This window comes from Paenibacillus sp. FSL H8-0122 (genome assembly GCF_038005345.1).
GTDB lineage: Bacteria > Bacillota > Bacilli > Paenibacillales > Paenibacillaceae > Paenibacillus_AQ.
Genome location: NZ_JBBOTB010000001.1, coordinates 6213574 through 6232436, shown reverse-complemented (window position 1 = coordinate 6232436; position 18863 = coordinate 6213574). Strand labels below are relative to the sequence as shown.

The window sequence follows — 18863 nt, the reverse complement described above, 5'->3', positions numbered from 1 at the left end:
TCGAATGGTTTGTTTTGTTGTGGAATTATTGGAGCGTGCCTTTTTCCTGGTTGGCTTCGAAATTCAGAGTCAGTGCAAGCGTGTCGCCCTGATAATAGTTCTGCGGCTGGAGGGTCTCCTTGAAGGCGAACTGGATGGTCAGGTTATCCGAGGTGCCGGCTTTGATGCCGGACTTCTCTCCGCCTAAGATCGCTCCGACAATTCCCCGGGCCACCAGATCGGGACTCTCCTGCTCCAGATCGGCCAGCGAGATGACCAGGAGCGGCGATTCCTTCTTATCCTTGTTCACGAGGAAGGTCACAATAATATCATCCTTGAAATTATGGGAGCCGTTGTCTCCCTGGGCGTCTGTAATGGCCGATGAGGTGCGCAGTACCACTTTGGGAATATTGAGCGTCCCGTCATTTTTGAGTTTGAAGTCCCGTAAGACGGTATCGCCCGGCTTGAGATTGCTGAGATTCACAATGACGGAGGGATCAGATTGTAATGATAGGGTTCCGTTGTTAAAAGAAGCTGAGGAAGTAGAAGTGCTGCTGAAGTAAGCGAAGGTGCCTCCGCCGACCAGGGTTAAGCCTAATGCTGCCGATACAACGCCGAGACCTAATGTTTTTTTGACGTTCATTTGTTCATCCCTCTCTTATGAGTCTGCTTTGTGCATAGCCGGTGCTTCCGGCAAGCTGTATTGTGGCTCCGCGTTTCGTAAACGGGAGAGGACAATCAATCATTGTACGAGGTCAGTCAGAGTATCCGGCCCGCCGCCGCTGGTTGTGGAAGACGAGACGTTCTTCTTTTCCAGTGCCGCAACGGCCTTCCAGGAAGAATACAGCGCGTAGAGCAGCAGGAGCAGTCCGGGAATAATCATCAGCACTACGCTTCCGGCTTTGGAGACTGCGAAGCTCATGGCATAGCCCACATAGGGGACGGTCACGCCGGTGTACTCACCTACCACATTCGTGGAACTAACGGCTGCGGTGTCGGCAGAATCATTATTGTCGCCCTTGGTGGTGTAGCTGGCTTCCCCCAGAGCACTGTTCAGCTCGGCATCGACCACGCGGTGGGTAATCAGGATATTATCGGGATTCAGAAAAGTGATCACATCGCCCTTCTGGAACCGGGTCATGTCCCCGCCCGGCTTAATGGCCACAATGGAACCGGTCTGGATGCCGGGCTCCATGGAGCCGGATAATACCGTCTTGATCTGGTAGCCGAAGAAGGAGGGCTCGCCGCCGGAGGCTTTGGAGATGACAACGGCTGTGATCAGCACCAGGAACACTATAAGAATCAGAGTGGAAATTATCGTATTGGCTATTTTTCGGATGCGCATCTTATTCGCCGCCTTTGCTGGTGTCGGATTGTGGAGCCGGTGTAGCTGTAGGAGCAGGCTGCGCGCCGTCCATTACAGTGCCCGGAATTACGCTGCCGGGTAGTAGATCTGGAGTTGCTTCCGGTAAAAGAAGCCCCGGCGCCGGAGTGGCAGTGGGAATAACCTCTGCTGCTGCTGAAGCTGTGGGGGCTGGATTGTCCCCTACAGGCGCTGCGGGAGCAGGCTCCTCTGCCGGCTGGCTTTTGTCAGGAAGACTGGTTGCGGCCGGCTGGTTCCCGGCTGGTTCTTGTTCAAGCTCCAGCTTCAGCGCTTCGTCAGCAGCCTTCTGCTTCTCTATGGCGAGCCGTTCGGCTTCCTCCGTTCTGGCTTTATCGGCCTTTACAAGCGCCAGGCGTTCCTCTTCCTCTTGCTGTGCCTTCGCCTTGTCCTCAAGGGTTGTTTTGGCTTCAGCGATTTCTGTGAGCCGCTCCTGTAAGGTATGGATGGTGGAGGACAGGCTATCCTTGGACGCCGTTAATTCGGTATTCAACTGCTCATACGTGGCCAGCAGCGCGGGGGATACCTGCGAATCTGCCTGGTAGGCGCTGGTTACGAACGTGAGAATAGGCTCTTCAGCAGGGAAGCTGTAGTCATCCTGCCGGAGCAAGACGCGGTCCGGATTACCGGTGGGCAAGGATCCGCCGATATCATGAATCGAGCCAAGATACTGCACAATTCCGCTTAATGTCTCTGCCAGCGATTCCGACAGAATCCCGCTTTGATGAAGACTCTCTTGAAGTTTGTCGAAGAACTGAGCGTCACGGATTTCCAGACAGTTAGGGTCGAGATTCACCATATATCCTCCAAGCTTGTGCAGAATGGCAGCTGCATTGCCAATTTCCTGCAGAATGTGTTGCCAGACCGTCCCGTTGAAGCTCAGCTGCTTCTCCAGCAGGTCGATCTCGCTGCCAGCTTGAGTGAGCTCAGACGAGAGTTCGTCCGCAGCCTGATCCAGCTCTGCCAGCGACAGCTCCCCGGCAGCGACTGAGGTGTTATACACTCCACTGATGCTATGGCTGCCAAGGGAAGCTTTCAGCTCTATGACGGTGTTTAGATGCCCGCTGAATTCCGACAACAACTGCTCAATCTGACCCGGGAAAACCGGGCACAGCCCGATGGAGCTGATCTGTTCCTGGGAGGTGTTGAACTCTCCGTAGGTGCTGCCGATCTGGCCTGAGGTGTACATCAGGAGCACAGATACGGCCATACCCGATTGCAGAATCCGCAGGCCGAGCTTCTTCGTTTTCCGTTTGCGCCGCTTGGCAGATCTGGGGTACATAGCTAAGCCCCCTCTCGAGTTGCTAATGAATAATTCGTTATATTCGTTCTTAATAAAGAACGATATCGTAAGCAAATCATACACCGCGCTGCTCAGAAAAGAAAAATGTTATTTTCAGCGGAATGTTCGCAATAAAGTACGAAATGTATGGGATATCTCGATTTATCTGAGGATATCGCTGTTTTTCACAAATGTTCTTTATAGAGAACGATGAGAGGGGTGAGCATGGGGAGGTAGGGAGAGTAGTGAAGAGCACTAGTGCACCTGAATCCGGCGAAAGTGGGCGATACGCGGAAAGGAGGAGCACTAGTGCTCCTGAATCTGGCGAAAGCAGAGGATACAAGGTGTTGGCCGCAACACAATCCGACGGTGAGGGATAGGCACCAGTTGGCTAAACGATGGGGTTTAGTGTATTCCACGGCAAAGAAGGTACTGTCCATAAAAGGATAGTACCCTCTCCGATGCACCTGTTCAATTTCAGTGTACCTGCCCAATAATCCGGATCTCCAGCAAACTACACCCTTAAGGAAGCTTCTCCCCGCGCGAGGTGACGTACAGCTCATACCATTCCTTGCGGGACAGCTCCAGCTGGTCTGCTCCCGCACAGGCGGCGATCCGCTGCGGATTCACGGTGCCGATGACGGGCTGAATAGCTGCGGGATGGGTCATCAGCCAAGCCAGCACGATAGCCTCGGGCGTTGTGCCCTTCTCGTCAGCAAGTCTCTGTACCATGGCTGCTGTATTCACAACATTCTCCGGCTGGCCTTCAAGCGGCCGTCCGCTGAAGAGTCCCTGGGCCAGGGGGCCCCAGGCCTGAAGCTGGATGTTCCCGGCACGGCAATACTCCATGGTGCCCTCCGGGAATGTAATGTCCTTCCACGGGTCGCGGTTCACGCTGAGCACGGCGTCAACCCAGCTGATCCGGGACAGGCTCATATGCAGCTGGTTGACAATGAACGGCTCGTCGCAATAAGTCTGTAACAGCTGGATCTGGGCGGCGCTCATGTTGGAGACGCCGAAGTGGCGCACCTTGCCGGAGGCCTTGAGCTGATGGAGCGCTTCCGCCACTTCTTCAGGGTCCATTAACGGGTCGGGGCGGTGCAGCAGCAGAATATCAATATACTCTGTGCCCAGCCGTGCGAGAGTTCCATCGACGCTGGACAGAATGTGCTCCCTGGAGAGGTCGAAGCTATTGGAGATATCGCCTGGCTCCATCAGCTTGATGCCGCATTTCGACTGGAGCAGGATGTCCCCGCGCAGACCCGGCCGTTCCTTGAAGATCTGTCCGAACACCTTCTCTGCCTTGCCCCGGGTATAGATATCCGCATGGTCAAAAAAATTAATACCTATAGACAGCGCCGCATCCAGCGCCTCATGCCCCTGCTTCATATTCGCAGCCGTGACCGGTTCACGGTCCCAGCCGCCGCCCAGCCCCATGCAGCCCAGGGCGATACGGCTGGCAGGTATGCCGCGCCGGTTAAGGGGTAACGCATTCAGCAATGTGATCCCTCCATCATATTCAGCTTGAGCATGCTCCGGTTAGGTTACCGGAAAAGCATACACCTTCAGAACCCGGTGTGGTATCTCTTGTCGCTGGAGGAGCGGTGTTTCGTGGTCTCTTTATCCTTCTCTTCCTCTTTCTCGAGTGTCAGGTCCTCTACGGGTATCGGGTCTACATGCTGCTGGCTCTCATCTACATCGAACAGGCTGGGCTTGTCCGTAGGGTATTGCTCCGGGTGGTCACGCTCGTCTCTGATCGGCTTTTTGTCATCGCTCATCGCAGCTTCACTTCCCTTTCCAGAGTATCCGCCAGGCGGGGCCGGCACACCGCACGAATTGAAACTGTAGTACAGCCGGATGCCCAACCCGCTCGCCAGCGGTTTGCTTCAAATATAAAAATTTTTATGTTTCACACTATAACTTATCCCTCTATTTCCCGCTGAAACGGTACCGCCCTTTAAAAGGACAGTAAAGCCGTTTCCACTTGCTAATAAACACATATGGTCTCCGCTAAACAATCACAGCTGTTATCTACTTCTATTCGTCTGCGATAATCGGTCTGCCGATATCATTCATGCTGCGGACGGCTACATCCTCATACAGGCGCTTCAGCCATTTCAGCTCGGTCTGGCTGTGTTCATATCTGCCGTACATCATATGCAGCACCGAGCGGGGCACGATGGAGATATGCTCCTCGTATACTTGATAGGCATAATTCACCTGATGCTCCGCCTCCCGGATACGTTCCTCCAGCAGCTTCGCCACCTTGCCCTGGTCGATATGACGCGCGAGGGCCAGGGCCATATATAGAGGATGATACGGCGGATCACTTTTTTTGATCTGCTGGAGAATGAGCTGCTCCATCAATTCCTTGCCTTTATCCGTAATGCGGTAGATGGTCTTATCCGGCCGGTCCGGGCTGTGAATGATCTCCACCGCCTCGATATGACCGCCTGCGGCCAGCTTGTCAACGGCATAATACAAGGAACCGGTCTGCAGCTTGATGACTTGATCCATGGAGCGTTCCTTCATGACCAGGGTAATCTCGTAGGGATGCATATCCCGCTCCAGCAGAAGTCCCAGAATCAGCAGCTTCATCGGCATGGGCTTACCGCTGGCCTTGCTTTGCACCGTGCTGGCTGCCCTGCGGCAGCAGACGGTCCTTCGGCATCAGCAGGACGAAGACCACGGTAAGCACCGCCGGAACGATGGCCCACAAGAAGGTATGCGAGATCGATGAAGACAGTGAATTCGTAATCTTCTCCAGGACAGGCGGCGGAATCTGTGCTCTGGCCTCAGGCGTCAACGCGGAACGCGGGTCGCCGAAGGAAGCGGCCTGACCGCTGTCGCCGAAGGCTGTACTAAGCTCAGAGGCGAAGTGGTTACGCTGGATGATGCCGAAGATCGTTATCCCCAGCGTCATCCCGAGCGAGCGCATGAAGGTACTGGTGGACGTTGCCGAGCCGCGCTGGCGCATGTCGAAATGCTGGATCGAAGACAGGCTGAGTACAGAGAAGGAGAAGCCGACTCCGAAGCCGGTCAAGGCCATGAAGGCATTAAGCGCCATCCGGGAGGTCTCCGGGGTCAAAGTGCTGAGTGAATAGATCCCGCCCACGAAGCAGACTGCCGACAGCAGCATGATGTTGCGGAAGCTCGTTTTGGTAGTAAGCAGGCCGCCGGACTGGCTGCCGATTACGGTACCGATCATCATCGGCATCAGAATCAGGCCGGAGTTGGTGGCCGAGCCGCCGTATACCCCCTGGACGTAGATCGGGATATATACCGTTGCTACGATGAATGCCGAACCATAGAACAGCCCCAGAATACTGCTGGTTGCGAACAGGCGCTTCCGGAACATGGCGAAGGAGATGACCGGCTCTGCCGCGAATTTTTCAATGATAATGAAGGCGATTAGAAGCACGGCGAACGCAGCGAACAGTCCGAGAATGGCCGCAGAGTCCCAGGCATACTGATTACCGCCAAGCTCCAGGGCGAACATCAGGCAGATAATCCCTGCCACCAGGGTGAAAGCGCCGCCCCAGTCAATCCGCTGCTTGGAATGCGAGATGGATTCCTTGTAGGAGGTCATAATAAGGAAGAACGAGACAATCCCGATCGGCAGGTTAATATAGAAAATCCAGTGCCAGCTCATATATTCGGTGATATAAGCACCAAGCAGAGGCCCAATCACACTGGAGATCCCAAAGACAGCGCCGAAGAGTCCGGTGAGCTTGCCTCTTTTCTCAGGCGGGAAGATGTCGAAGACAATCGTGAAGGCAATCGGCATCAGAGCACCGCCGCCAATCCCTTGAATCGCACGGTAAATACTGAGCTGGGTAATGCTCGCCGATGTTCCGCACAGGGCGGAGCCAATCAGGAACACGATAAGCCCGAAGATGAAAAACCGCTTGCGCCCGTACATATCGGACAATTTGCCGAAGATCGGGGTGCCGGCCATAACCATGACCATATAAGCAGAGGTGACCCAGACGATTTTATCCAGTCCTCCAAGATCGGACACAATCGTGCCCATAGCTGCGGCAACAATGGTATTATCCATGGCCGACATCAGAATGCCGAGCAGCAATCCGACAATGACTAGCTTGAGATTACTTTCTTTGGTGTGCATGTTAAGCTCCTTTATGTTTAAAATTCAATGGAATTTCATTATATTCAAATTTGAATAGGGTGGCAATTGTTTTTTTCAGGAGGACAGACGGGTTGGGATCTGCTTGGGAACTTTCATGCGTGTACTTGGTATTCCTTATCGGCCGGTCCTTTATTCCAGCTGCAATAGGGCAAAGTATCTGAAGGAGGGGCGGAGGGGGCTTGTCCGCTAAGGTCTTGACATACCCATGGGGGGTATATTATATTGGTACATAAGGAGGCTGATTCCTGTGTCTACAAATGAGAAGGACCCTGGCGGACAGGAGCACGGTGAAACGTGCCATTCTTCTGCCTCCGGCGGCCGCAAGAGTCATCACTCGCCGGAATTCAAGAATGGGCTGACAACCCGGCTGAACCGGATTGAAGGGCAGATCCGCGGTGTGAAAGGCATGATTGAACGCGATACCTACTGCGATGATGTGCTGAATCAGCTGGCGGCGGTGCAGGCGGCCCTGAACAGTGTCGGCAAGCTGCTGCTTGAAGGCCATATGAAGAGCTGTATTATCGAACGGATCGAAGCCGGTGAGCATGAGGTGATTGACGAGCTGCTGGTCACGGTGAACAAGCTGATGAAATAAAGATGGGGCCTGGAGAGTTTGAATGTCTAAATTCAATGATGAGGACCGTAACTGCGGTGAATTTAGAACTTTCGGCCGCTGTTGTCCACAGATTTCATGATTGATACCGCCGTAGCGGTAGAAATCCGTGGACAAGGCGGTCGCTGGCGCTCCTGCAGTTTCAAAATTCCCCTCCGTTACTATCATCTATTGTTATTTTCTCAAGATCAAACTCTTCAGGCATATGAGGAGCCGAAAGACCAAGCATTCGCTTACAATTAAGCAAATGCTAAATAACATTGGGAGGTTATTCAAATGTCGAATGTAACACTGAATGTTGAAGGAATGTCCTGCGGTCATTGTGTAAGTGCTGTAGAGAAGGCTGTTAGCGGCGTAGGCGCTGCGGCGAAGGTGGATCTGCCGGCGAAGACGGTGGCGGTTGAATTCGATGAGAATACGGTAAGCCTGGATAAGATCAAGGCTGCTATTGAAGATCAGGGCTACGACGTGGTGTAAGCTAATGGTTGTAATATAAGGGCTTGGAGCAGGGAACCCTGGGGTACAGGGCCGGGCGCCAATGCCTTTTCTTTTCAAAATAAATATACCCCTTGGGGGTATGTGGAGGTGCTTAAGAATGGAAAAGAGTGCAGAGTCCGCCCCGCAGCAGACCACGCTGCAAATTACCGGCATGACCTGCTCTGCTTGTGCGACGCGGATTGAGAAGGGCTTGTCCCGCATGGAGGGGGTATCCCGGGCGAATGTCAATCTGGCGCTGGAGCAGGCTACAGTGGGCTTCGATCCGGCAGTTGCAGATGTGGCGCACATGGAGGAGAAGATCCGCTCTCTGGGCTATGATACGCTGAAGGAGTCGGCGGATTTCGATATTACCGGCATGACCTGTGCTGCCTGCTCGGCTCGTATTGAGAAGGTGCTGGGACGGATGCCGGGGATTGCGGCCGTGAATGTGAACCTGGCGCTGGAGACTGCGCATGTGGAATATTCGCCGGGCAATGTCAGTACAGCCGAGATTATGGATAAGGTGAGCAGCATCGGCTATAAGGCGGCGCTTAAGCAGGACCGGAAGGATATCGCGGAGCAGCGCAGTGAAGAGATTACACGCAAGCGGAATAAGTGGATGATCTCCGCGTTGTTGTCCCTACCGCTGCTCTGGGCTATGGCGGGCCACTTCTCGTTCACAACCTGGATCTGGACGCCTGAGCTATTCATGAATCCCTGGTTCCAGCTTGTGCTGGCGACCCCGGTTCAGTTCGTGATCGGCTGGCAGTTCTATGTCAGTGCCTATAAGGCGCTGAAGAACGGCAGTGCCAACATGGATGTGCTGGTGGTGCTGGGCACCTCGGCGGCGTATTTTTACAGCTTGTACCTGACGATTGATTCGCTGAAAATGAGCGGGATGCACCATACTGTGGAGCTGTATTTCGAGACCAGTGCGGTGCTGATCACGTTAATTCTCGTAGGCAAGTGGTTCGAGGCGCTGGCCAAGGGCCGTTCATCGGATGCGATCCGCAGCCTGATGGGGCTGCAGGCCAAGACTGCACTGGTGCTGCGGGACGGTGCAGAGCTAAGTATTCCCGTCGAGGATGTAGTGATCGGCGATATTGTGCTGGTGAAGCCGGGCACCAAGGTGCCTGTAGACGGTGAAGTCGTGGAGGGGCTGTCCTCCGTCGATGAATCTATGCTCACGGGCGAGAGTATCCCGGTAGAGAAGAAGCCGGGGGATTCCGTTATCGGAGCTACGCTGAACAAGAACGGCATGCTACGGGTCAAAGCCCGCAAGGTCGGCCGTGATACGGCACTGGCACAGATCATCAGAGTCGTGGAGGAAGCGCAGGGCTCGAAGGCGCCGATCCAGCGGATTGCCGATGTCATCTCCGGGATCTTCGTGCCGATTGTGGTCGGTATTGCTATTGTAACCTTCGGGGTCTGGTATATCTGGGGAGCGCCGGGGCAGTTCGCGGAGGCCCTGGAAAAAGCCATTGCGGTGCTTGTCATCGCCTGTCCATGCGCTCTGGGACTGGCGACACCAACCTCGATTATGGCCGGGTCCGGCCGGGCCGCCGAGTTCGGCATCCTGTTCAAGGGCGGGGAGCATCTGGAAGCTGCGCAGGGCGTGAAGGTAGTGGTCGTGGATAAGACCGGGACCGTGACCAACGGCAAGCCGGTGCTGACCGATATCGTAGCGACTGCCGGAAATGAGACACAAGGCAGGGTGCTTGCCGAGAATCGTCTGCTGTCGATTACAGCGGCTGCGGAGAAGCTCTCGGAGCATCCGCTGGCGGAGGCCATAGTGGCTGGTGCACAGGGCAGAGGAATCGACCTGCCGCCTGCGGGCCAGTTCGAGGCGATACCGGGGCGCGGCGTGTCGGCGGTAGTGGACGGCCAGAAGGTAAGCGTAGGCACACGGCGGATGATGGTGGAGAACGGACTGGATATCGGACCGTGGACAGGAATCATGACCAAGCTGGAGCAGGAAGGCAAAACAGCGATGCTAATAGCTGTCGATGATGCGGTAGCGGGAGTGATTGCCGTGGCTGACACCATCAAGGAGACCTCCCGCGAGGCGGTAGCCCGGCTGCAGGCCATGGGCATCGAGGTTGTCATGATTACCGGAGACAACAAGATTACGGCCCAGGCGATTGCGGATCAGGCGGGCATCCGCACGGTGCTGGCGGAGGTGCTGCCTGAGGGCAAGGCGGAAGAGATCCGCAGGCTCCAGAGCGGCGGGGTCAAGGTGGCTATGGTCGGCGACGGCATCAACGATGCTCCGGCGCTGGCGACCGCGGATACGGGCATGGCGATTGGCACCGGCACGGATGTGGCGATGGAGGCGGCGGATATTACGCTGATGCGCGGCGATCTGATGAGTATCCCGGATGCGATCCTGATGAGCCGCAAGACCATGCGCAATATCAGGCAGAATCTGTTCTGGGCGCTTGCCTACAATACGCTCGGCATCCCGATTGCGGCGCTCGGCTTCCTGGCCCCTTGGCTGGCCGGAGCTGCGATGGCCTTCAGCTCGGTATCTGTGGTACTGAATGCGCTGCGGTTACAACGCGTCAAGCTGTAAGAATCATGCGGCCTGCCGCAGCCGGGTCATCCGGACGGACGGAAGGGCGCAACTCAAAGAATTGCCGGTGTGCATCTGCCGGCGATTCTTTATTTTTTATAAGCAGCGGAGGGCGGCGAACGCCAGAATATGCGCCTTATATAGACCTATTCCGTATATCCTTGCTCTATTCGCCGGTTGATGCGGAAGCCGTAGCGGTCTTTTTCCGGCCAAGCAGGTTCGTGCCAATGACCCCGGCGATGATCAGGAAGGATCCGATCCAGTGATAGACCGTGATCTGCTCACCCAGGAAGATTGCTCCGGCTGCAATGGATACGATGGTGGATAGATTGGTGAAGACGCTCATGAGGGAGGCCTCGATTTTGGATAAAATATAGGTTGAAGTCAGGGTTGTGACCAGCGAAGCGATTACCCCCAGATATACGGCGGACAGGACAAACGTTGCACTTCCCAGCGGATTTAGGAAATCTCCAAGCGTCCCGCTGACGGTATGTCCGGTGAGCGAGATGATCAGGAAGGTGGCGAAGCCGACCCCCATCATCAGGTAGCTGAGCTCAGCGGGGCTGAAGTGGCTGGAGAGGGAGCGGGCCAGCACGCTGTATCCGGCAAAAGCGAGACAAGTCATGAACAGCAGCACAATCCCGGTCATATTGGACAGCTGAATGCCGCTTCCCTTCATGACGAAGATGAATACCACGCCGAATACCGAGAGGAAGATGCACAGCTTTTGCAGCAGGGTGGTCTTCTCCTTCAGGACAATCGCGGCGATGATCATCGTCACCACCGGAGTGAACGAATAGAGGATGCCTCCCTCGGCTGAGGTGGCGCGCTGAAGTCCGAAGACCTGCAGGGTGAAGAAGCCGAGCGGATACATTGCGGCGAGCAGCAGTGCCCGGCCCATCGGCTTGCCCCGGTAGGAAACCTTGACCCAGCCGAGGGCGACCGGAACCGACATGACGGCAAAAGAGGCAGCAAACCGGAAGGTCAGCGTGTCGAGCGGCCCGGCATGAACCAGAGCTACTTTGGTGAACAGGAAGGAGAAGCCGATAATGACCGCATTGAGTACGGCGAAGCTGTAGGCCAGCTTGAGTCCTTGTTTGTGCATGGGTACATCTCCTTGTGGGTTAGTGAAGATTGGATGCTGTAAACATTCGATCTATTACTTTAAAATTAAAGGAAAAGGCATACACCAACAACACAAGCTTTCCTCAACTGTACCGGTACAGTCTGCTGCGATCCCTATATAATAAGGGAAGAATAATAGGATAGAATACACAGCATAGCGTGGTAATGACGGCGAACGGAGGCGGGCGATGAACAAGTATCATCAGGTGATTACAGAGCTTGAGCGGCAGATGAAGGAAGGGCAGTACCGCCCGGGGGATAAGCTGCCGTCTGTGCGCAGTGCTTCAGCAATCTACGGCTGCAGCGTCAGTACCATTCTGAAGGCTTACGGGGAACTGGAGCGGACGCATACGATCTACTCTATTCCGCAGAGCGGCTATTACATGGTGGACAAGAGTGCGGATTCGGCAGCGGGGGAGAGTGAAGGGACGGTTGATTTTGCTTCGGCTTCGCCGGATCTGAACGTCTTTCCGTACCTGGACTTCCAGCATTGTCTCAATAAGGCGATTGACCAGTACAAATACCATCTGTTCACCTATGGCGATGCCCTGGGGCTTGAGACGCTGCGGCGCACCCTGGTGTCGCATCTGGCAGAGTATCAGGTGTTCGCCAAGGCGGAGTCGATCCTGATTACCTCAGGGATTCAGCAGGCGCTGGAGATACTGGCCAGAATGCCTTTTCCCAGCGGCAGGACGGAGATTCTGGTGGAACAGCCGGGGTACGATATTTTTTTGCGGTATTTGGAGGCTGAGGGGCTGCCGGTGAGCGGAATCGGACGTTCGGCGGCGGGCATTAACCTGCAGGAGCTGGAGGAGCGGTTCGCCAGCGGGCGATTCAAATTTTTTTATACGATGCCCAGATATCACAATCCGCTCGGGACAACGTACAGCACAGAGGAGCGCAAGGCCATTGCCGGACTGGCAGCCAAATACGATGTCTACATCGCCGAGGATGATTATATGGCGGATCTGGGGATCGGACGGCGTTATGACCCGATCTATGCGTATGACCAGACCTCCCATGTCATTTATCTCAAAAGCTTCTCCAAAATCATCTTTCCGGGCCTCCGGCTTGGTGCGGTGGTGGTGCCGCAGCCGCTGCTGGAGGCCTTCCGCTCCTATAAAGGCTACACCGATACCTCGCTGCTGTCGCAGGCCGCGCTTGAGGTATACATCAAGAACGGGATGTACGGGCATCACAGGCACAAGATCAAAGCCATGTACGCCAAAAAAATCCGCGCGGTATACGAAGCACTCGCGCGGCATAATACGGACGGCTTCATCGAAGCCTCTGCGGACAGCTCCGGCATCTATATCCAGTTCAAGCTGCCGCTCACCGTCAATCTGGAGCGTCTGGTCAAGCGCCTGGCCGGGCGGCAGATCCGCGTGGTGCCGGGGAACGGCTTCTATCTGCCGGGTTACCAGACCCGCGACAAATTCCTGCGCATCAGTATTTCCCGGGCGGGGCTTACGCAGATTGATGAGGGAATCCGGGCGATTGTCCAGGAGGTGAAGCGCGGGAGCGGGTGGTAGAGGCCGTAGAGGCGAAAGAGGCGCAAGAGTAGGAAGAAGCGGAAGAGGAAGGAAGAGTCTAAAGAGGCTAAAGGGGGCGAAAGAGGGCGAAAGAGGGCGAAAGAGGGCGAAAGAGGCTGGAAGGCCCTCCTTGTTGTCTGAGCGGCGAAAAGGGATCATAATAGGCTTATCTATGAGTGAAGAGAGGCGGTACGATAATGAAACCCACGAATGAAACCATTGAGCTGCTGAACCGTCATACCTCTGTCCGCCAGTACCAGGACAAGCCGGTCAGCGACGAGCTGCTGGCAGCAGTGATTGGAGCGGGGCAGATGGCTTCGACCTCCAGCAATGTCCAGGCATACACGGTTATTGCTGTAACTGAGCCTGCGCTTAAGGCACGGTTGTCCGCACTGTCGGGCAATCAGGCGTACATCGAGCAGTGTCCGGTGTTCCTGGTGTGGTGTGCTGATCTGTACAGGCTGCGGGAAGCATCGGCTCCGCATTTGCAGGGGAAGCCGTCCTACGAGGACACGGCTGAGAATCTGATCGTGGCTACGGTCGATGTGGCGCTGGCCGCGCAGAATGCGGCGGTTGCCGCTGAATCGCTGGGCCTCGGCATTGTCTATATCGGCGGCATCCGCAATGAGATCGCCGCGGTATCTGAGCTCCTCGGCTTGCCGGAGCTGGTCTATCCGGTCTTCGGCATGTGCCTCGGGTATCCGGCCGCCGTGAACGGTATCCGCCCGCGCCTGCCGCAGGCAGCGGTGCTGCATCATAACGGCTACAATGCCGAAGCCGCAGTGGAACAGGCCCGCGTGTACGACGCGATCTCCAGCGACTATATGCGCGAGCGTACCGGCGGCCAGAGCGCAGCCTCCTGGTCGGAGATGATGGCGGGCCGGCTGGCTCAGCCTGCCCGGCTGCACATGAAGGAATTCCTGCTTGGCAAGGGATTCATGCAGCGGTAGAGATTTGGTGAGCCTTCCCCGTGGTCGCGGGGGAGGCTTTTTTTGATTGGAGGCGCACGGGCCGAATGTACGCGGATAACCGAATACAGTAGGCTGGCGCGAAGGTACGTAGGCTCAATACTCCACAGCCAGTAACAAATATTGAAATTTCCTGCAAGAAATGCAACAATGCTGCCCAATATAAGCGGCCTATGCAGAAATCCTGCACGAAATGCAACTATGCCAGCGCTAACTTGCTCAAAACACCAAAATTCCTGCAAATCCTGCAACATTGCGCCGCAGCCAGTAACATGTCTGGAGAAATCCTGCAAAAACTGCAACAATGTTGCTCCATACAAGCGGTTGGTGAGAGTGAAAACCATCAAAAGTGGTCAGAGATAGGCAAAACGTCGCATGATGTGCTAATACGGGGATATCGGGGTAAATGTATGCCGAAAACAACATACAATGTGCAACTGCAAGGGTGAGCGGGGTAAATGTATGTGGATAACAACACACAATGTGCAACTGCAGGGGCTGTGGAGAATGTATGCCGAAAACAACATATAATGTGCAAATGTAGGGATGAGCGAGGCGAATGTATGTGGAAAACAACATACAATGTGCAACTGCGGGGGTGAGCGAGGCGAATGTATGCCGAAAACAACATACAATGTGCAACTGCTGAGGCGCGTGGACCAAATGTACGTGGAAAACCGAATACAATCGCAATGTGCCAGCGCGAAGCCGCGAGAAGGAAATGTTGCTTAACGAGAAATATTGCGTGTTGCGCATAAATATGGAAAGTGCTAAAATCTGGTTAGAGGTTGGATTTCGCTGGACGCCAACACCCGGGCCCGGAATCGCGCCGTAGCCTAATTCCCTCTTCCGCTTCGCGGCTGTGTCTGCTGTGGATGATCTTGAAAGGATAGATCGGAGAAGGAGGAGAATGGTATGGTACAGGTAGATGGGCAAGAGACAAAGGTGGCTGCGCGATTGACGCACAAGGTATTCTTCGAGCGCGATGATATTGAATTTACGTTCCAGTGGCTGCTGTCATTCGTACACTGCGGCGGTGTGTCACAGGGGGAAGTATTCAAGCTTGCACGGAACATCGATCCGAACTCTTTAACCAGCTGGAAGACTGAATTCGAGAAGGAAGCTGTTAAAATTGAGGCCAATGCAGAGCGAAGCCTGAAGAAGGGCCATCTGATCAGCGCCGGTGAGGCCTTCATCCGTGCCCATTCGTATTACAGGGCAGCCTTCTATGGAGCTTTTCCCGGCGAACCGGATTTCGCGCGGTATCACGGTAAAAGTGTGGAATGCTTCCGCAAGGCGCTTGATGCAAAGTCTGAGCAGATTCCCCATGAGTGGGTCGAGGTGGAATACAAAGGGTATAAGTTCCCCGGGTGCTTTCTGAAGGCAGAGCACGGAAATGCGCCTAAGCCAACAATTATCTTCCATAACGGCGGGGAGACGCACAAGGAAGACACCTATTTTCTCGGAGGGCAAGCGGCTATTGACCGGGGATATAACGCGCTGATCGTAGATCTTCCTTATGATGTATGTGTCAGATTCTATGAGCCTGAGGCGACCGCCCGGAACTTCCCGCGCGAGGAGCTGCGGAGTGTCTACAGAGCCACCACGGATTTCGTCCTGGCCCGTCCGGATGTGGACCCTGAGCGGCTGGTAGTCAGCGGCATGAGCTATGGCGGGGCCAAGACGATGGTGCACGCCAGCTGTGACGACCGCTTCGCAGCGGCAGTGCCGAACTCACCGGTGTACTCCATGGCGACCTTCATTGAACGCGGGATGCCTTCATTCCTGCGGGGCACTGCAGAGGAAGCGGCGGAAGCGAGCAAAAAGATGCCCTACACCGGCCAGGTCCTGTTCGCCGGATTGGCCTGGTCCCATGGCTTGGACAGCATTGCCGGGTGGCATGGCTCAGCCGGTGAAGTGATGGAGGTTGATCCGAAGGACGTCAAATGCCCCCTGCTCTCCATGTATTCGGAAGCGGAGCATCCTGAGATGCAGCGGCAGGCGGTAGACACTTTCGAAAAGGCTCCGAATGAGAAGAACGCGATATTTAAGGGGACGGAAGAGGATGGTGCCGACCTGCACTGCCAGCTCAACAATCTGCCGCTCAGCTACCAGGTGATGTTTGACTGGCTGGATGAGGTGCTCGATTATAACATTCAGCTACAACAGGCGCAGTAAGCGATTTTACAGGATTAGGGCCGGATCTGCGGTGCTGTCCTTTCAGCACCGCAGATCTTTGACTACATATAAGGATTGGAGCCATAGAGTGCCATGACGACTGAGAAACAGGGCTTGAGAGAACGCAAGAAAGAAGAGACCAGGCGGACGCTAAGCGATGTAGCGTGTAGTCTAGCCATGGAGAGAGGGGCCAGTCAGGTCCGGGTGGAGGATATTGCCGCAGCTGCGAATGTCTCCATGCGGACGTTCAATAACTATTATGCTTCCAAAGAGGCTGCAATGGTCGGCAATGCTTATCAGCGTTCCGAGCGGATAGCGGCTGCCCTTGCAGGCCGTCCATCCGGTGAACCGCTGCAGGACTCCATTCGGGCCGCTGTGCTTGAAGGATTCGCCGAGACCACAGACCGGCAGTGGTATGCGCGTATCGTCCTTCTCCGTGATGATCCGGCATTGTTCGGCGCGACACGGAAGGTGGAGATCGAGATTGAGCGGGAGCTCGCCAAGGTGATCGCGGAACGTACACACAAGGATGTGAAGCTCGACCTTTACCCGGACTTATTGGCCGCGCTGCTCATGGCAGCGATACGCACAGCGGTTTTTCATTGGGTAAGCGCAACTCCCGGAGGACAGACGCTGAACGACATGCTGGAACAGGCGATTGGGCAATTGAGGTTTGAGTAATAGGCACACGGAGGCGCTCCTGCTACGATAACGGAATCGTGGACAGGAGCGCTTTATTTAAATATAAGAACTTATATGTTTCACATGATAAATTATCCTTCTATTTCTCGCTGAAACGGTACCGTCCTTAAAGGACGGTAAAGCCGTTTCCACTTGTTGCCGGGTGACAGTTGTCACTTTGAATCAATGACAGTCCATACTGATGCTTCTCTCCGGTCTCCGGTACTATAGCAATATAGCCAAGAGGGCAGAAGGACACGGAGGGATACACGATGGAACATGTTATTGAAATGAACAATGTCAGCCGCAGCTTCCAGGAGAAGCAAGCGGTGAAGCAGGTGAGCTTCACGATTAGCCGCGGCTCGATCACAGCGGTGCTTGGCCCTAACGGAGCCGGCAAAACCACTACACTGGCGATGCTGCTGGGTCTGCTTGAGCCCTCGGAGGGCAGCGTGAAGGTGTTCGGTCTTAAGCCGGCAGACGTCAGGGTGAAGCAGCGGACCGGAGCCATGCTCCAGGAGGTCAGTGTCATGGACCGGCTGAAGGTCCGGGAGCTTCTGGCCCTGATCCGCAGCTATTATCCGCAGCCGATGGAGATGGAGGTGCTGCTTCAGGCGACGGGGCTTCAGGCGGCGGATCTGAACCGCTACGCGGAGAAGCTCTCCGGAGGGCAGAAGCGCAGTCTCAGCTTCGCGCTGGCGCTGGCGGGCAACCCGGATCTGCTGTTTTTTGACGAGCCGACGGTGGGGTTGGATACAACAGCGCGGCGGCATTTCTGGGAGAGGGTGCGGGGACTGGCCGATCAGGGCAAGACGATTCTGTTCAGCACCCATTATCTGCAGGAGGCGGAGGATATCGCGGACCGGATTCTGCTGTTCAACCGGGGAGTGCTGGCGGCGGACGGAAGCCCGGACGAGATTAAGGCGAGACTGGTCAAGAAGTCGCTGTCCTTCCTGGCGTCCGGCGACCCGGCGCTGCTGCACAGTCAATTGCTGGAGCTGCCAGCCGTGGAAGGCTGCTACGAGAAGGATGGACGGCTGCATGTGACGACAGGGAATACGGATGAGGCGCTGCGGGCTATTTTCGTGAACGGGCTGGCCGTGCAGGATGTACGGATCGACCAGGGGAAGCTGGATGAAGCGTTCGAGCAATTGACCCTGAATCAAGAGGAGGCGGCAGTATGATGAACCCTATGATAGCCCAGTGCAAGGCAGAGCTGCTGCGGATTATCCGCAACCCCTATTATGTATTCTGGTCGCTGCTCATGCCGATTATGTTCTACTTCATCTTCACCCGGGTGGTGAATACGGGGACGGACGATACGAAGCAGTGGCAGGCGCATTATCTGATGTCGATGGCGGCCTTCAGCGTGATGGGCTCGGCGATTATGACGCTTGGCATCCGGCTGGTGCAGGAGCAGACGCAGGGATGGAATACGTTTATCCGCATTACTCCGCTGCCGTCCTCGGTATATTTTTTCGGCAAAATGTTCGGTCAGAGCATCATGCATCTGTTCTCGATTCTGTGTATTTTCTCAGCCGGATATCTGATTAACGGAGTATCGCTGACTGCTTCGGAGTGGCTGCTTAGCGGACTGTGGCTGCTTGCGGGCTCGCTGCCTTTTCTCGCGCTGGGTACAATTATCGGGTCCATGAAGCGGGTGGATACGGCCAGCGGGGTGAGCAATGTGCTCTATATGGGGCTGGCGGTGGCCGGGGGCATGTGGATGCCTCTGGAGATTATGCCTAAGCTGATGCAGAAGATCGGGCACTGGCTGCCGTCTTACAATTACGGAAATGGAGCCTGGGCGATTGTAGCGGGAGAGTCCCCGCAGTGGAGGGCAGTGCTGCTGCTGCTCGGTTACCTGGCCGTGTTTATGTTATTATCGGTCTATATCCGAAAAAAACAGGAAGCGGTGTAATGTA

The 18863-nt window shown here is 55.3% G+C and carries 17 protein-coding genes; 9 read left to right on the top strand and 8 right to left on the bottom strand.

Annotation, left to right across the window (positions count from 1 at the left end; translation table 11 throughout):
* Positions 1-25: 25 nt before the first annotated feature.
* The 7 genes from NSS64_RS26620 to NSS64_RS26590 all read right to left on the bottom strand — a co-directional run bounded on the left by NSS64_RS26620 (position 26) and on the right by NSS64_RS26590 (position 6771).
* Positions 26-622 (bottom strand): TasA family protein, encoded by a 597-nt coding sequence (locus NSS64_RS26620; RefSeq protein ID WP_340945174.1) that lies wholly within the window; start codon positions 620-622, stop codon positions 26-28.
* A 99-nt stretch (positions 623-721) separates the two neighbouring features.
* Positions 722-1324, bottom strand: coding sequence for a signal peptidase I SipW (gene sipW, locus NSS64_RS26615; protein ID WP_341142105.1), 603 nt, complete (start codon positions 1322-1324; stop codon positions 722-724).
* A 1-nt stretch (position 1325) separates the two neighbouring features.
* Positions 1326-2642 (bottom strand): hypothetical protein, encoded by a 1317-nt coding sequence (locus tag NSS64_RS26610; protein ID WP_341142104.1) that lies wholly within the window; start codon positions 2640-2642, stop codon positions 1326-1328.
* Positions 2643-3164: 522 nt separating this feature from the next.
* A complete protein-coding gene (locus NSS64_RS26605) occupies positions 3165-4142 on the bottom strand; it encodes an aldo/keto reductase (protein ID WP_341142103.1) in 978 nt (325 codons plus the stop codon).
* 65 nt (positions 4143-4207) lie between these two features.
* Positions 4208-4420, bottom strand: a complete 213-nt coding sequence (locus NSS64_RS26600) for a hypothetical protein (RefSeq protein WP_036699028.1) — start codon at positions 4418-4420, stop codon at positions 4208-4210.
* Positions 4421-4679: 259 nt separating this feature from the next.
* A complete protein-coding gene (locus NSS64_RS26595; protein ID WP_445667816.1) occupies positions 4680-5273 on the bottom strand; it encodes a PadR family transcriptional regulator in 594 nt (197 codons plus the stop codon).
* Entirely contained in the window at positions 5251-6771 is a 1521-nt protein-coding gene (locus NSS64_RS26590) for an MDR family MFS transporter (protein ID WP_341142102.1), read from the bottom strand. The genes NSS64_RS26595 and NSS64_RS26590 overlap by 23 nt, the downstream gene beginning before the upstream one ends.
* 268 nt (positions 6772-7039) lie before the next feature.
* On the opposite strand from NSS64_RS26590, the gene NSS64_RS26585 reads away from it, so the two are divergent.
* The 3 genes from NSS64_RS26585 (at position 7040) to NSS64_RS26575 (ending at position 10454) form a co-directional block, all read left to right on the top strand.
* Positions 7040-7387 carry a metal-sensitive transcriptional regulator gene (locus NSS64_RS26585; RefSeq protein WP_341142101.1) on the top strand — a complete coding sequence of 116 codons (348 nt, stop codon included), beginning with the start codon at positions 7040-7042 and terminating at the stop codon, positions 7385-7387.
* Positions 7388-7681: 294 nt separating this feature from the next.
* Positions 7682-7882 (top strand): copper ion binding protein, encoded by a 201-nt coding sequence (locus tag NSS64_RS26580; RefSeq protein WP_036732845.1) that lies wholly within the window; start codon positions 7682-7684, stop codon positions 7880-7882.
* A 118-nt stretch (positions 7883-8000) separates the two neighbouring features.
* Positions 8001-10454 (top strand): heavy metal translocating P-type ATPase, encoded by a 2454-nt coding sequence (locus NSS64_RS26575; RefSeq protein ID WP_341142100.1) that lies wholly within the window; start codon positions 8001-8003, stop codon positions 10452-10454.
* 166 nt (positions 10455-10620) lie between these two features.
* On the opposite strand, the gene NSS64_RS26570 is transcribed toward NSS64_RS26575, so the two are convergent.
* On the bottom strand, positions 10621-11559 hold the full coding sequence (locus tag NSS64_RS26570; RefSeq protein WP_341142099.1) for a DMT family transporter: 939 nt from the start codon (positions 11557-11559) through the stop codon (positions 10621-10623).
* 208 nt (positions 11560-11767) lie between these two features.
* Here NSS64_RS26570 and NSS64_RS26565 point away from each other — a divergent pair, with 208 nt between their 5' ends.
* The 6 genes from NSS64_RS26565 (at position 11768) to NSS64_RS26540 (ending at position 18859) form a co-directional block, all read left to right on the top strand.
* Positions 11768-13111, top strand: coding sequence for an aminotransferase-like domain-containing protein (locus tag NSS64_RS26565; RefSeq protein WP_341142098.1), 1344 nt, complete (start codon positions 11768-11770; stop codon positions 13109-13111).
* Between the two features lie 197 nt (positions 13112-13308).
* Positions 13309-14061, top strand: coding sequence for an oxygen-insensitive NADPH nitroreductase (nfsA, locus tag NSS64_RS26560; protein WP_341142097.1), 753 nt, complete (start codon positions 13309-13311; stop codon positions 14059-14061).
* A gap of 933 nt (positions 14062-14994) precedes the next feature.
* Positions 14995-16257, top strand: a complete 1263-nt coding sequence (locus NSS64_RS26555; RefSeq protein ID WP_341142096.1) for an alpha/beta hydrolase family protein — start codon at positions 14995-14997, stop codon at positions 16255-16257.
* 93 nt (positions 16258-16350) lie between these two features.
* Complete coding sequence (locus NSS64_RS26550; RefSeq protein WP_341142095.1) at positions 16351-16938, top strand: TetR/AcrR family transcriptional regulator; 588 nt, start codon at positions 16351-16353, stop codon at positions 16936-16938.
* Positions 16939-17210: 272 nt separating this feature from the next.
* Positions 17211-18122 (top strand): ABC transporter ATP-binding protein, encoded by a 912-nt coding sequence (locus tag NSS64_RS26545; protein ID WP_341142094.1) that lies wholly within the window; start codon positions 17211-17213, stop codon positions 18120-18122.
* A complete protein-coding gene (locus tag NSS64_RS26540; protein ID WP_340946770.1) occupies positions 18122-18859 on the top strand; it encodes an ABC transporter permease in 738 nt (245 codons plus the stop codon). The genes NSS64_RS26545 and NSS64_RS26540 overlap by 1 nt, the downstream gene beginning before the upstream one ends.
* The last annotated feature ends 4 nt before the right edge of the window (positions 18860-18863 follow it).

Coding starts and splice junctions, on each gene's coding strand:
- NSS64_RS26620 (WP_340945174.1), bottom strand. CDS start 622: ATGAACGTCAAAAAAACATTAGGTCTCGGCGTTGTATCGGCAGCATTA.
- sipW (WP_341142105.1), bottom strand. CDS start 1,324: ATGCGCATCCGAAAAATAGCCAATACGATAATTTCCACTCTGATTCTT.
- NSS64_RS26610 (WP_341142104.1), bottom strand. CDS start 2,642: ATGTACCCCAGATCTGCCAAGCGGCGCAAACGGAAAACGAAGAAGCTC.
- NSS64_RS26600 (WP_036699028.1), bottom strand. CDS start 4,420: ATGAGCGATGACAAAAAGCCGATCAGAGACGAGCGTGACCACCCGGAG.
- NSS64_RS26590 (WP_341142102.1), bottom strand. CDS start 6,771: ATGCACACCAAAGAAAGTAATCTCAAGCTAGTCATTGTCGGATTGCTG.
- NSS64_RS26580 (WP_036732845.1), top strand. CDS start 7,682: ATGTCGAATGTAACACTGAATGTTGAAGGAATGTCCTGCGGTCATTGT.
- NSS64_RS26575 (WP_341142100.1), top strand. CDS start 8,001: ATGGAAAAGAGTGCAGAGTCCGCCCCGCAGCAGACCACGCTGCAAATT.
- NSS64_RS26570 (WP_341142099.1), bottom strand. CDS start 11,559: ATGCACAAACAAGGACTCAAGCTGGCCTACAGCTTCGCCGTACTCAAT.
- NSS64_RS26565 (WP_341142098.1), top strand. CDS start 11,768: ATGAACAAGTATCATCAGGTGATTACAGAGCTTGAGCGGCAGATGAAG.
- nfsA (WP_341142097.1), top strand. CDS start 13,309: ATGAAACCCACGAATGAAACCATTGAGCTGCTGAACCGTCATACCTCT.
- NSS64_RS26555 (WP_341142096.1), top strand. CDS start 14,995: ATGGTACAGGTAGATGGGCAAGAGACAAAGGTGGCTGCGCGATTGACG.
- NSS64_RS26550 (WP_341142095.1), top strand. CDS start 16,351: ATGACGACTGAGAAACAGGGCTTGAGAGAACGCAAGAAAGAAGAGACC.
- NSS64_RS26545 (WP_341142094.1), top strand. CDS start 17,211: ATGGAACATGTTATTGAAATGAACAATGTCAGCCGCAGCTTCCAGGAG.
- NSS64_RS26540 (WP_340946770.1), top strand. CDS start 18,122: ATGAACCCTATGATAGCCCAGTGCAAGGCAGAGCTGCTGCGGATTATC.